7 protein-coding genes and 1 tRNA gene are annotated in these 13,766 nt (G+C 43.9%); 4 read left to right on the forward strand and 4 right to left on the reverse strand.

What is annotated here, in order from left to right; all coding sequences use genetic code 11:
• Positions 1-118 precede the first annotated feature (118 nt).
• A tRNA-Asn gene (locus HY064_10180) sits at positions 119-192 on the reverse strand.
• 118 nt (positions 193-310) lie between these two features.
• Here HY064_10180 and HY064_10185 point away from each other — a divergent pair.
• Positions 311-1,234 carry a bifunctional hydroxymethylpyrimidine kinase/phosphomethylpyrimidine kinase gene (locus HY064_10185; protein ID MBI3511020.1) on the forward strand — a complete coding sequence of 308 codons (924 nt, stop codon included), beginning with the start codon at positions 311-313 and terminating at the stop codon, positions 1,232-1,234.
• Between the two features lie 112 nt (positions 1,235-1,346).
• Here HY064_10185 and HY064_10190 read toward each other — a convergent pair whose 3' ends face one another.
• Positions 1,347-3,464, reverse strand: a complete 2,118-nt coding sequence (locus HY064_10190; GenBank protein MBI3511021.1) for a PrsW family intramembrane metalloprotease — start codon at positions 3,462-3,464, stop codon at positions 1,347-1,349.
• A gap of 111 nt (positions 3,465-3,575) precedes the next feature.
• The gene (locus HY064_10195) at positions 3,576-4,400 is read right to left on the reverse strand and encodes an SIMPL domain-containing protein (GenBank protein ID MBI3511022.1); all 825 of its coding nucleotides are present in this window, start codon (positions 4,398-4,400) and stop codon (positions 3,576-3,578) included.
• A 172-nt stretch (positions 4,401-4,572) separates the two neighbouring features.
• Here HY064_10195 and msrA point away from each other — a divergent pair, with 172 nt between their 5' ends.
• The 3 genes from msrA to HY064_10210 all read left to right on the forward strand — a co-directional run bounded on the left by msrA (position 4,573) and on the right by HY064_10210 (position 12,737).
• Positions 4,573-5,238 carry a peptide-methionine (S)-S-oxide reductase MsrA gene (gene msrA, locus HY064_10200; protein MBI3511023.1) on the forward strand — a complete coding sequence of 222 codons (666 nt, stop codon included), beginning with the start codon at positions 4,573-4,575 and terminating at the stop codon, positions 5,236-5,238.
• Between the two features lie 139 nt (positions 5,239-5,377).
• Positions 5,378-11,641, forward strand: coding sequence for a hypothetical protein (locus HY064_10205; GenBank protein MBI3511024.1), 6,264 nt, complete (start codon positions 5,378-5,380; stop codon positions 11,639-11,641).
• Between the two features lie 52 nt (positions 11,642-11,693).
• Positions 11,694-12,737, forward strand: coding sequence for a hypothetical protein (locus tag HY064_10210; GenBank protein ID MBI3511025.1), 1,044 nt, complete (start codon positions 11,694-11,696; stop codon positions 12,735-12,737).
• A gap of 57 nt (positions 12,738-12,794) precedes the next feature.
• Here HY064_10210 and HY064_10215 read toward each other — a convergent pair whose 3' ends face one another.
• Positions 12,795-13,727 (reverse strand): hypothetical protein, encoded by a 933-nt coding sequence (locus HY064_10215; protein MBI3511026.1) that lies wholly within the window; start codon positions 13,725-13,727, stop codon positions 12,795-12,797.
• Between the last annotated feature and the right edge of the window lie 39 nt (positions 13,728-13,766).

The following is a 13,766-nucleotide window of genomic DNA, read 5'->3' on the forward strand; positions in this document are numbered from 1 at the left end:
TAAGAGCGCTCCCCCTCCTGGACTCGAACCATCCCGACCTCGGTCGGGACATGATTAACAGAGTGTAAAAACAAAAAAACCACCTCGTTTTTCTCAAGATGGTTTTTCAATAAGAGCGCTCCCCCTCCTGGACTCGAACCAGGGACCCCATGATTAACAGTCATGTGCTCTAACCAGCTGAGCTAAGGAGGAATTTATTTATACTGGTTAATTCCGCCCAACAGGAAAATTCCCTGCTAAAACGGGGTGCAATATTAGCACCTACGAACGAATTATACAATACATTTGCGCAAATCTTTATCCCTCTTCTATGAGTTTATTAGTTGTTGGAACGGTGGCATTCGACGCTATCGAAACTCCCTTTGGAAAAACCGACAAGATCATTGGCGGCGCCGCCACTTATATTTCATTGGCGGCTTCGTATTTCAAACAGAATATTCAACTCGTTTCAGTGATAGGAAGTGATTTTCCGAAAGAATCGCTCGAAATGCTGAAAAAGCATGGTGTAAATCTCGATGGGCTGCAGATCAAAGAAGGACAGAAATCTTTTTTCTGGTCCGGGCGATATCACAACGACATGAACTCGCGTGATACGCTCATCACCGAGCTGAATGTGCTTGCCGATTTCGATCCCATTGTTCCCGAAGCGGCACGTGAATGTGATTTTCTGATGCTGGGAAATCTTATGCCGGCGGTGCAGCAAAAAGTGATGGCGCAATTGAAAAAACGTCCGAAACTTATTGTACTCGACACGATGAATTTCTGGATGGACACGGCGATGGATGAATTAAAAAAAACAATTTCGCAAGTGGATGTGCTTACGGTGAATGATGCAGAAGCGCGGCAACTTTCAGGCGAATATTCATTGGTAAAAGCAGCGCAGAAAATTCTTGCCATGGGATTGAAAGTACTCATCATTAAAAAAGGTGAACACGGCGCATTGCTTTTCAATAAAGAACAAGTGTTCTTCGCGCCCGCGCTCCCGCTCGAAGATGTGTTCGATCCTACAGGCGCAGGCGACAGTTTCGCCGGGGGATTCGTCGGCTATCTCGCCGAAACAAAAGATATTTCATTCGACAACATGAAGCGCGCAATCATTTTCGGATCAGCGATGGCTTCTTTCACAGTAGAAAAATTCGGTGTCGATCGATTGGTGGGCCTCACGCAGGACGAAGTGGATGAGCGCGTGCAGGAATTTATTGATCTTGTGCAGTTCGATATTTCGCTGGTGTAAAAATTTTTTGAAATAAATTTTTGGTTTGAACCATCAGCGCTGAATTATCAATTTCGTGCCCTTTTGTATTTCGTAACTTTTTCCCGAATTAATTCGGGATTTCGTATTCCCCCTACGTCACCACCCAATCTGCAAAAACTAATTTCGATTTTTCAGGATTCGCCGGGTCCTGCATGCGCAGATAAATTCCTGCAACTACTGTGCTCCCGGCCACGATCTGATCGTCCTGCATGCGCGCGCGCAGGTAAATGAATTCGTGTTTCATCATTCCCACCGAAAGAATTTCATCGGGACGGAATTCAAACCAGCCGCTGTCCTGTTGTATTGTGAGTTTCCTGGTAATAGTTCCGGTGAGCGGCAAATGCGCAGCGAATGGCCCGGAAGAAATATCGCGGCGCAGAATAAATTTTGTTCCTACGGTAGAATGATTTCCGCCTTGTTTCCGGCTGCGCATTAATTGTGAAGGAAATAATCCTGCGAAGAATTCGATCCTGCCCCATTCATTCGGGCGAATATCGATGTTCGACAAACGAACGGAAAGAAAAAATAAAAGATAACCGCCGGAGAGAAACGAACTCAGCAGCGAAGTATTTCCGGAAGAAGTGCCGTACACAAAACAATTGCCTACATATTCAAGCGCAAATACAAGGATGAGTGATCCTGCAATGAAAGAAGCCAGCCGTTGTGTGTTGAGTGTGATCATGGAAGCATGATAAACCTGAGGCACCGAATGATTCAGCGCATTATTGATGAATGAAGCGTAAACAAGAATTTCACTGAAATAAAAAAATAAAGTGATGAGCGAAAATGAACGCACCTGTTCATTCAGCAGCCAGAAATCATAGAAGCCGTGAGCGAAAACCGCGGCGAGAAAAAAAAGAGGGATGATCCACAATTTTCCGGGGTAACGGAATTTTGCAAGAATGAACCCGTACGCGATGATCGCGCTCGAGACCATGTGCGACACGCAGGCGGTGAGCGCACGCGCGTGGATCACGTCAAGCCCGTACTGTGAAATGTAAATGAGATTTTCGAAAAATGCGAAACCCAATCCGGCTGCCGATGCAATGAGAATGTAATCGATCGGGCGCTTGATGATGTTCGTGAAATGCAGGATGATCAGGAATGGAATAAGTTTTACTAATTCTTCTATGAATCCTATTCCTGCAAAGCAATAGAGAAAATCATGTCCAAGCGCGCCGCTCTCGCGGTAATGCAAAACGTAATGATAAAATGCATAAAGCAATAAACTGAGCATCGCCAGCACCGCGCCGATTCCCACGGCGAGAAAAAAATGCATCCATTTTATTTTCGAAAGAAAACTGAGTTTGCGCAGGAAGAACAGCCACGTGAAAAGTACCAGCAGGGCGCTGAGTATTCCCCAGAACGGAAGCGTGTGAAAAATGGAATAGAAACGCAGTAAATAAAAAGAACCAAGATCGCCGTGCAGAAAATAAACCTTGTAGCGGAGTTCATTGTCGACCCAGTTTTTTTTCACCGGATCATAAGCAAGTTCCGCAAGCGCATCTTTATTGCCCGTGATGTTGTAGATCCACGCCAGCTCTGAATACGATCCTTCGAGGTAACCGTTAAGATTTATTTCCGATTTGAAATCGGCTTCGGCAACTTCCGGCCCGGTAGAATAAAAATTAGTTTCACCAATGAGATAATTGTAATATTTCTGTGTTTTATTTTTTACCTGACGCAGGTAGAACGCCGCATTCTCTGCGTCGTGTCCGGGACGAAGAATGTACCACATGGCAAGAAATATATTGCCGAGATCCTGCCGCTCTACATCGCCGGCCGATTCAGCGAGATCACTGTAGTAATTGAAAATGCGAACACCATCAGCATCAAAAACTTTCATTTCTTCGCGGCTCATTTTTTCATCCTGCCATTCGAAGTGCGCCTGCAGCATTTTAAAATGAAGATCTGCATTCAATGGTTCATCATGAATTTTTTTCCATAATGCATCGCAAACCAAATGCGGCTGATGCGTGTTATTCCCGTATTCGATCTGTTCATCGGCGCTGATGAATTTCGGTTCGGGAGCAATCAGCGAAAACATCCCCCACAACACCAGCATCAACGTAAGCGAAGCAACAAGAAAATTAAAATCGCCGAAATCAAAAAAACTTTTTCCTGTTTCACGATCGGCTTTGAATTTATTCCACAGGTTGTAACCGGCCATGATAAAAAGCCAGGCGATTATCAGTTGGAGAATATTCATCGGGTAAAGGTAGGCGGTCTTTGAGTTAGGAGTTATGAGTAATGAGTAGGTAGGGCAGAAAAAAAATTCCGACCCCAAACTCGTAACCCAAAACTCACAACCGCTCGTCGGCTATGCGAGAGAAAAAGTCACATTCACCCAATACTTCAGCTTGATCGTTTTGTGAATCGGCGATCCGGAGTATCCGCGATAATCCTGCATGTCTTCATCAAAAGCAGAATAGATCATTCGCTTATCATAGCCACCATTGGAATTTCCCGCAGCGCCGGAAGGAAAATATCTCCCGTCTTCCATTCGCAGAAAATCTTCTTCGAGAAAAACATTATCACCATAATCATTGATCCCATCCATTACGACCACATCTGAAAAAATTTCATGCACGTAAATGGCCGCACCCTTTTTCTGGCCGATCGCAGCCAGCATGTACACCGCTTTATCATTGGCATCGGCCATCGCTTTCGCGCGCACTTGCTGTTTGTAATCGTCGAGCTTGCTGTGCGAATAACGTTTGATGTAAACATTATTGAGATGCAGTGAATCTTCGGCAATCAGCAGCAGCGTAACCTGATCGCTGTTTTTGAATTTCACTTCGTATGTTTTGCTGATGATCGCATCTTTCTGTTTTCGTTTCATGGCAATGATGCGTGCATCGGTGTAATCCATTTTCACATCGGTGGCAGGAGTTGCAGCCGACTTGTCGAGAAAATTCAGGAACCCGGATTCCAGTTCTTCAATGAAAAATTTCTTTTTGTCTTTGGTGAATTCTTCGATCCCCACATTCACATAAATTTCATCGGGAACAATATCCATTTCACTGATGCCGGTGACCGTGATCGTGTGCTCTGGCGGAGCGGTGCTGATGTTGACAGAAGAATTCTGCGACGGGGCCGCGATGCAGATGAATGCAAATGCGGCGGAGAAAAGAGTTGTTTTCATAGTAGCGTTTTTTTAGTTGGATGAAATAAAGGCGTAATTTCAGGGTGGTTTAGTCTGATAAAGCAAACAAATTACCGTCTTGAAAAGATGCAAATGAAATGCACAATTCATAAGCGATGTTAAAAAAACTCAAAATAAAATCCACTCTTCCGTTGCCCACGTAAATCTCTGCATGAAACAGATCCTCTACCCGCTGTTTACCCTGCTCCTCGGAAGCACGTTTACAGCATGCGGACAAAATTCTGCAGCCGATTCATCCAACTCAAAAAATTCTACAACACAAAATAATATGTCAGCAAATTCTGTTCTCGATACCGCAACTTTCGGCGCCGGATGTTTCTGGTGCGTGGAAGCGCAATTTGAAATGCTCAATGGAGTGGTTTCCGTTACTTCTGGTTTCAGCGGGGGAACGGTGAAAAATCCTTCGTATCCCGAAGTGTGCACCGGCACTACCGGCCACGCCGAAGTGTGCAACATTGTTTACGACACTACAAAAATTTCTTACGACGAATTGCTTTCTGCATTCTGGGAATGTCACGATCCTACACAACTCAATCGCCAGGGAAATGATGAAGGCACGCAATACCGTTCTGTGATTTTTTATCACAACGAACAGCAGAAAACAAAAGCGGAGTATTACAAAAACAAAATGAATGAGAAAAATACGTGGGGCAGCCCGGTAGTAACTGAAATTTCTCCGTTCACTGTTTTCTATAAGGCAGAAGATTATCACCAGGATTATTATGCGAATAATGGCAATGCCGGTTATTGCCAGTACGTGATAAAACCGAAAGTGGAAAAATTCAGGGAAGTGTTTGCCGATAAGCTGAAAAAATAATTTGCTAATGCTGCAAATGTGCAAATGTGCCAATGGGGCGCGTCATCGCGAGAGTAACGAAGCGATCTGCGTCCCATTGGCACATTCTTTATGGAATTTCGCTCTACCTTGCATCTTCAGGTAAATCGCTTCCTACACTATGGATACTTCTCCGAAAACCACCACGAAGGCAGGTCTGTCTGACCGTCTTCCTAAATTTATTGTTGCCGCAGTTTTTGTTCTTTGCGCCGCACTCATCTGGAATTTTAATCACCATCCTGCAAAAGCAGAACCGATGCTTTTCATTGGCAAAGGTTCTTCTTACGAGAAGGAATGGAAACGCGTGGATTCGCTGGCGAATAAAGGGTTGTACCAGTCGGCGTTCAATCTCACTAACCAGATTCTTGATAAAGCGAAAGCTGATCACAACAATGCACAGATCGTGAAAGCGCTCATGCATCGGTATCTCTACTCCGATGCGTTCCAGGAAAATTCGAAAGAGTTTGCGATCTACGATCTGCAGAATGAAATGAAAACAGCGAAGTATCCGCTGGCTCCTGTTCTGCATTCCATGCTCGGAAGTTTGTACTGGGAATATTATCAGCGCAACCGCTGGCAATTTCAGCAACGCAGCCAGACCGTGAATTTTCAGAATGATTCCATTAATACGTGGGATCTTACTCATCTCGTGGATATGGCTATGAAAGAATATCGTCTTTCAGTTATTCCTGCCGATTCACTCATGCGCACGCATGAAGATGTGTATGATGCGGTGATCACCGAAGGAAATGTTTCGCGCGATCTTCGTCCTACGCTCTATGATTTTCTTGCGCATCGCGCTGTAGATTTTTTCTCCGCCGAAGAACCGGATATTACCCGCCCGGCCGATCATTTCGAACTCGATGATCCTGCTTATTTCAATTCGGCGGAAAAATTTGCTGCCATGAAATTGTCAACGAACGATACCCTTTCCATGCGATATGATGCGTTGAAAATTTTACAATCGCTGGTTGCGTTTCATCTCAACGATAAAAAGCCGGATGCGCTCGTAGATGCCGATCTGAAAAGAATAAATTTTGTGCATGATAATTCTGTTGCCGACGGGAAAGACAGTTTGTATGAAGCGGCGCTTCGTCAACTCGCCGCCAATTATCCTGATTGCCCGGTTACAGGAGAAGTTTATTATTATCTCGCTTATTATCATAGTTCGCTTGGTGATGGTTATACTCCGAACCAGGATGAAAAATATAAATGGGAAAAAAAACGTGCGCTGGAGATCTGCGATGCGGTCATCAAAAAATTTCCATTGACTACCGGCGCCACGAATTGCAATGTAATCCGCACAGAGATCATTAAGAAAACACTCGATTTTACCAATGAAGCAACGGCTGTTCCCGGCGAACCTTCGCGCGCACTCGTGACCTGGAAAAATCTCGACCATCTTTATTTCCGCGTTGCAAAACTGAAAGAAGACGTGCATGATAATTATTACGACAACCGCACACAGGAACAGATCGTGAAAGATTACCTGAAACTTCCGGTGGTGCAGCTATGGGATGAAAATGTTCCCGATGACAGTGACTACAATATGCATTCTTCGGAATTTAAAATTCCGGGATTGCCCGCAGGATATTATGTGATCCTCGCATCGCCCGACAAAGATTTTAAAATGACGAAGAATGGGATTGCTTATGGAACCATGTGGAGTTCGTCCATCAGTTACATCGATCGCCAACTGAAAAATTCTGCTTACGATTATTATTTCTTCGATCGCAACAGCGGTGCGCCCATTGTTGGCGCCGATGTTCAGTTGTGGTACCAGAAATATGATTACAGCGATCGTGGGTATCATTACCGCAAAGGAGAACGTTTCACTTCCGATGCCGACGGTCATGTGCTGGTTCCTTCGCCATCTGATTACCGGAATATGTTTCTCGAAGTGAATTCAAACGGGAATCATCTTTTCACGACAGATATTTACCAGTACAAGCCGTACAGCTACAAACCGGAAATGAATCCGAAAACATTTTTCTTCACCGATCGATTGATCTATCGCCCGGGACAAACAGTTTATTTCAAAGGCATCATGATCGAAACGGACGGAACGAAAAATGAGATCATGAAAGATCAACCTACCAGCGTTACATTCTACGATGTGAATTACCAGAAGGTCGGGACGTCGCTCGATCTCACTACCAATGATTACGGTTCATTCAGCGGAACATTCATTGCGCCTTCATCCGGGCTCACCGGGCAAATGCATTTGCAGAATGAATCGGGAAATATTTATTTCAGCGTGGAAGAATATAAACGTCCGAAGTTCGATGTGAATTGCGAACCGGTGCAGGGAGAATTCCGGTTGAACGACAGCGTGAAAGTAAAAGGCACAGCGAAAATGTTTGCCGGTTCTGTTGTTGATGGCGCAACAGTGAAGTATCGCGTTGAACGAAGTGCAAGTTTTCCTTACTGGTGGTATTACTGGTACGGATATTATCCGCAGAGCAGCACGGTTGAGATCGCGAATGGAACTACGATCACAAATGACACCGGCGGATTTGTAATTCCATTCAAAGCGCTTCCCGACCGGAGTGTTACTCCTGCAAGCAAACCCACATTCACTTACACAATTTATGTGGATGTAACCGACATCACCGGCGAAACGCACAGCACGCAAACGTACGTTTCGGTTGGTTACGTTGCACTCAACCTGAATTTTGATGCGGGCGGATACATTGAGAAAAATGACACGAATGCAGTTTATGTTTCACTCACCAATCTCGAAGGACAATCCGATTCTGCGATCGTGAATTACACAGTGACAAAATTAAAATCACCCGATCATTATTTCCGCGATCGCCAATGGGCAAAACCCGATAAATTCATTTACAAAAAAGAAGACTGGAACAACTGGTTCCCCGATGATCCTTACAAGGATGAAAATGAAATGGCAAAATGGGAAAAGGGAGAAAAAGTTCTTTCGTCATCCATCAACACCGGTAAAGAGAAAAAAGTGTACTGGAAAAAAAATTCGTGGGCTCCCGGCGATTACATCGTGGAAGCAATGACGCACGACAAGTACGGACAGGAAGTAAAAGACATCCGGTATTTCACATTGTACGACATCAAAGAAAAAACTCCGGCAACAAAAGATATGTTCTCTTTCCAGCCGATCAACGTGAATTGCCAGCCGGGAGATAAAGCAGTTTTCCTCGTGGGCACTCCTGCGAAAGATGTGCAGGTGTTGTATGAAACCGAGCAGGATGAAAAAATTCTTTCTCACGAATGGCTCAAGCTTAATGATGAACAGAAGTACATTGAAATTCCTGTAACGGAATCCATGCGTGGAAATTTCGGAGTGCATTTTGCTTTCGTTTATCACAATCGCGCGTACACGAGAGACCAGACTGTTTCTGTTGCGTGGGAAAGTAAAGATCTCGATATCTCTTTCGAAACTTTCCGCGATAAAATGCAACCCGGATCGAAAGAAGAATGGAAAATGAAGATCAGGGGGCCGAAGGGAGAAAAAGTTGCAGCAGAAATGGTAGCGGCCATGTACGATGCATCACTCGATGAATTCCGCGCCAACTACTGGAATTTTTCTATCTACCAGAATTATTACAGCTCACTTTACTGGCAGCAGGGTGTGACCAGTGTTGCCAATGCCGAATTCTATGAAGACGATTGGAATGGTTATGCCGATTATGATTCTAAAACGTATGATGAGCTGAACTGGTTTGGCTACAGTTACGGTTATCGCTATTGGGGATATTATGAAGACGATGAAGATTTTATTTCCGATAAAATGGATGGAAATATTTCACGCTCACAAGAGCAGACAGAAACGGATTCTGTTTCTATCAGCGATAACAAAAAAGAAAAATCGGGAGAAACGTATGCGTGGTATTCGTCGGGTGGAAAAAATGCTGATGCGCCGGCAGCGACAGGTGCTTACGATGTAACACTGGCAACCGGCCAAGCATCTATCACTAAAGGAACCTGGGCTTTCGGCGATGGCCGAAATGAAAATGGATCGGATGAAGGGCAAGGCGGCGCCAGAACAAATCTGAATAACATTAAAGCGAGAGAAAATCTGAACGAAACAGTTTTCTTTTATCCGCAACTCGAAACCGATTCTTCCGGAAGTGTCATTATCAAATTCACGATGAATGAAGCGCTCACGAAATGGAAATTCATGGCATTCGCGCACACGAAAGATCTCAAATACGGGCAGATCGAGAAAGAAGTGGTTACGCAAAAAGATCTCATGATCATGCCGAATCCGCCGCGCTTCCTTCGTGAAAAAGACATGCTCACATTCACTGCGAAAGTTTCCAACCTCAGCGGAAAAGATCTTTCCGGAAATGCGCAGATCATGTTGTACGATGCAACAACAATGAAACCGATCGATTCACAAATTCTCACCTCGCAGGCACAATTGAAATTTGATGTGAAGAAAGGACAAAGCGCTCCGTTGTCGTGGGACCTTTTTGTTCCCGTAGGAACAGGGCCGATACAATATAAAGTTGTCGCGTCGGCAGGAAATTTCACCGATGGAGAAACGAATGTTCTGCCTGTACTCAGCAATCGTATTCTCGTTACGGAAACTATGCCGCTGCCTATTCGCGGTGGAGAAACAAAAGATTTTGTTTTTGAAAAATTAGTGAATCAGTCTAATGGATCTTCTACACTCACGAATCAACGGCTCACTTTGGAATTCACTTCGAATCCCGCATGGTACGCAGTGCAGGCGCTCCCGTACATGATGGAGTACCCGTACGAGTGCGCGGAACAAACTTTCTCGCGCTATTATGCAAATTCCATTGCAACGAACATTGCAAATTCTTCTCCGAAGATCAAAGCAGTATTCGATGTGTGGAAAAATAAAGATCAGGATGCATTCCTTTCCAATCTTGAAAAAAATCAGGATCTGAAAAATGTTATTCTTACCGAAACGCCATGGGTGCTCGATTCAAAAGATGAATCGGAAAGAAAACGCCGCGTTGCATTGTTGTTCGATCTCAATAAAATGTCGGATGAACAAGACCGCACATTGCGAAAATTAGAAAAGATGCAAGTCTCCAATGGAGGATGGCCGTGGTTCGATGGAATGCCTGATGATCGTTACATTACGCAATACATCATTACAGGAATGGGACATCTCGATCATCTCGGCGTGAAATCGGTTCGCGAAGATAATCGCTGCTGGAACATGGTGACCAATGGTGTGAATTATCTCGACAACCGAATTCGTGAAGATTACGAATACATTCTGAAATATGACAAAGCGCACATAGATGAAGATCATCTCAGCTATGAACAAATTCAGTATTTGTATGCGAGAAGTTATTTCAAAGATGTTTCCATGAGTACGCGTAACAAAACTGCTTTTGATTATTTCATGGGGCAGGCGAAAAAATACTGGCTTGGAAAAGGGAATTATTCCGAAGCAGAACTTGCACTCGCAACATTCCGTTATGCCGATGCAAAAACTTCCGGCGACATCATGAAATCACTTTCTGAAACTGCATTGCACAGTGATGAACTCGGAATGTACTGGAAAGATAATACGGGCGGATATTATTGGTACCAGGCACCGATTGAAACGCAGGCGATGATGATCGAAGCATTTAAAGATGTGAAGAACGATCAGAAATCGGTGGATGATCTTCGTGTGTGGTTGCTGAAAAATAAACAGACGAACGATTGGAAAACAACAACAGCAACTGCAGAAGCGTGTTATGCATTACTCATCGACGGAACAAATTGGCTTGCGACCGAATCAGATGTTTCCATTGTGGTAGGAACGCAAACGATCGATCCGAAAGCGATGGGACTGAAAGAAGAAGCAGGTACAGGATATTTTAAAACTTCGTGGACCGCAGATCAGATCAAACCCGATATGGGAAAAATTACAGTGTCGAAAAAAGGTCCGGGTGTTTCGTGGGGCGCTATGTACTGGCAATATTTCGAAGACATGGATAAAATAACTCCGGCACAAACTCCCATGCAGGTGACGAAAAAATTATTCCTTGTGAAAGTAACTTCATCGGGAGAAGTGATAGAACCGGTAACGGATCAAACCATTCTCAAACCCGGCGACAAACTCCGCGTGCGCATAGAACTTCGCAACGACCGCGACATGCAATACATACACATGAAAGACATGCGCGCATCAGGATTCGAACCGGTGAATGTAATTTCCCAATATAAATATCAAGATGGATTGGGTTATTACGAGAGCACAAAAGATGCTTCGACAGATTTCTTCTTCAGCTTTTTGCCGAAAGGAACGCACGTGTTCGAATATCCGCTCACTGTTATTCACGCCGGTGATTTTTCCAATGGAATTACCGAAGCACAGTGCATGTACGCGCCGGAGTTCAGTGCACATTCGGAAGGAATAAGAGTGAAGGTTTCGAAATGAATTTGATTTGATAACGCATTGATTAAATAGCCCACCGGGTAATCGCGAGACCATGAATAGAATAAACCCGAGTTCCATTATTCGGATAAAAAATATTTCTTTTCTGTTTTTCATTTTCATTGCCGTCGATTGTTCGTCGCAGCCCAAAGATTCTCTCGCCGTGGGAAAGATAAAGCCAATGGCGGAATATGAAACTACGCATGGAGATTCAGGGGTATATTGGTTCAGCGACTCGACTGGGAGAAAGCACCCTGAGTATTTTTCGAAGGAAGATGTTTTTTTTGGCGGAGAGGATATGAACACCGGCAGTGGCGTTAACGATTTCAGGTACGACGACTATGTTTCAATGGGCGATAAATATTTTGCGGCGAAGAATGATTCCTTCACAAATAATTATACTGATGCGATCTCCTGTTACGAACTGGCGCTGAAAATAAAACCGGGAGTACACTATCTGGAGGACAGGATTTGCGAGGCATACCTGCATGTCCCGTACTTTACCATTTGCCCGTATACCAGCGATACGGCGGCATTCATCAAACAAAAAACGACTTACGAAATCGCCATTGCCGATTCGGCGTTTGCCGGGAATAATTTTAAAAAAGCGCACGACTACTATTGTTTTGCTCTTTACATTTCTCCCGGCCAGAAATATGCGTTGCGGCAATTCAGTATTTGTGATTCCGCATTATATGTTGAAGCCCTGAAAAATTTCCATCCCCAGGAGGCAGACAGTCTTTTTGCTTTGAAAGATTACACCGGCGCATTGGCAGCTTATGAAGAAATTTATATAACTATTATGGGGGCGCAGATGTATGCCATCGATAAAAAAGATTATGCGAATAAAATAAATTATCTCGATGAGAAAATCGCTTTATGCGTCCGGGATATCTCCATTGATGAATTCAGGCATTACCTTATAGACGGGCAATGCATGCATGATTCTTACAAGGTGTGTTATATCATTGCAGAGTATGCCGCAGAAAAAGCCAAAACCGAAAGAGATTACCGCGCAGCAAAAGAATTTTACGAATATGAAAACAGGAATGATAAAGCTGAGCAGATGGAAAAATTAATCGAACAGGAAGGGAAATAGATTCCCATTATAGCCCATCGGGGAATCGGTGAGCTGTGATTAATCGGCTATTTATTTTCAATAATATTTCACTTCTCTCGTCGAGAGAAAAACTGTTTTCCCGTCTTTCAATTGGTACTGTTTCGTCCAGTTTCCTGTAGAATCATATTCATAAGTGTACGTGTAATTGTACATCACGAATCCTGTGCGGTCGAAGTTGGTCCATTCACTCTGATCGGCATTATCGTTGTACACAAAAACATTTTTCTCTACGAGTTTTGAATTATTATCGAAATTCTGCTGTTGTGAGAGATGTCCGCGGTACTCGTACTGGTATTTTTGTTTGGTCATGATGGCGCCATCACCCGTGTAGGCATCTTCCGAAGTTTTCAGGTGGCGGCTGTCGAATGTGCGCATCAGTTTTCCAAGCGGTTTCCCTTTTGCATCAAAATTATCTTCCTCTGTGCAGTTTCCATATTCATCATATTTATAAGACGTGGTTTGCACCACCGCATCATTCCCATCGTACAATGTTGCTTTTAAAGGATTGCCAACGGGATCCGGCTCGTAAACAGTTTTCTCGTCATACGTTCCCGCGGTGTCGGAATATTTTTTCATTTCCATGATAAAACCTTTAGGAGAATATTTTCTTGTCAACCGGTAATCAAGCGCGTTGTCGGAATCGAACCAGGTTTCTTCAATTCGATTCCCGGCATCATCATATTTAAAAACGTAACGGTAATCGAGAAAAGAACCGGTCTTGTAAAAATTTGCCCACGCCACATATCCCTTGTCGGTGTAAGCCATTATATAAGTATGATCCGTCATTTCCCATTCCTGTCCCACGGAATCTTTTCCGGCAGCAGTCTGCAGCACCTGATAATATTTTTGCGTGACCATAGCTACTTTTCCTTTCATATTATCGGCAGCAAGATCATTTTGTTTCGCTGTTTGTGCAGAAGCATACTGAACCGGAAAAAATGCGATCAACGGGAGAATAAATTTTTTCATGAGTTGTTGTTTGTGTGTGGGAATAAAAATAGAATTTCT

This window comes from Bacteroidota bacterium (genome assembly GCA_016194975.1).
Taxonomy (GTDB): Bacteria; Bacteroidota; Bacteroidia; order Palsa-965; family Palsa-965.

Excerpts from the sequence above, each read along its gene's own strand:
- HY064_10205 (MBI3511024.1), top strand. The coding sequence starts at position 5,378 with ATGGATACTTCTCCGAAAACCACCACGAAGGCAGGTCTGTCTGACCGT.
- HY064_10190 (MBI3511021.1), bottom strand. The coding sequence starts at position 3,464 with ATGAATATTCTCCAACTGATAATCGCCTGGCTTTTTATCATGGCCGGT.
- HY064_10215 (MBI3511026.1), bottom strand. The coding sequence starts at position 13,727 with ATGAAAAAATTTATTCTCCCGTTGATCGCATTTTTTCCGGTTCAGTAT.
- HY064_10195 (MBI3511022.1), bottom strand. The coding sequence starts at position 4,400 with ATGAAAACAACTCTTTTCTCCGCCGCATTTGCATTCATCTGCATCGCG.
- msrA (MBI3511023.1), top strand. The coding sequence starts at position 4,573 with ATGAAACAGATCCTCTACCCGCTGTTTACCCTGCTCCTCGGAAGCACG.
- HY064_10185 (MBI3511020.1), top strand. The coding sequence starts at position 311 with ATGAGTTTATTAGTTGTTGGAACGGTGGCATTCGACGCTATCGAAACT.
- HY064_10210 (MBI3511025.1), top strand. The coding sequence starts at position 11,694 with ATGAATAGAATAAACCCGAGTTCCATTATTCGGATAAAAAATATTTCT.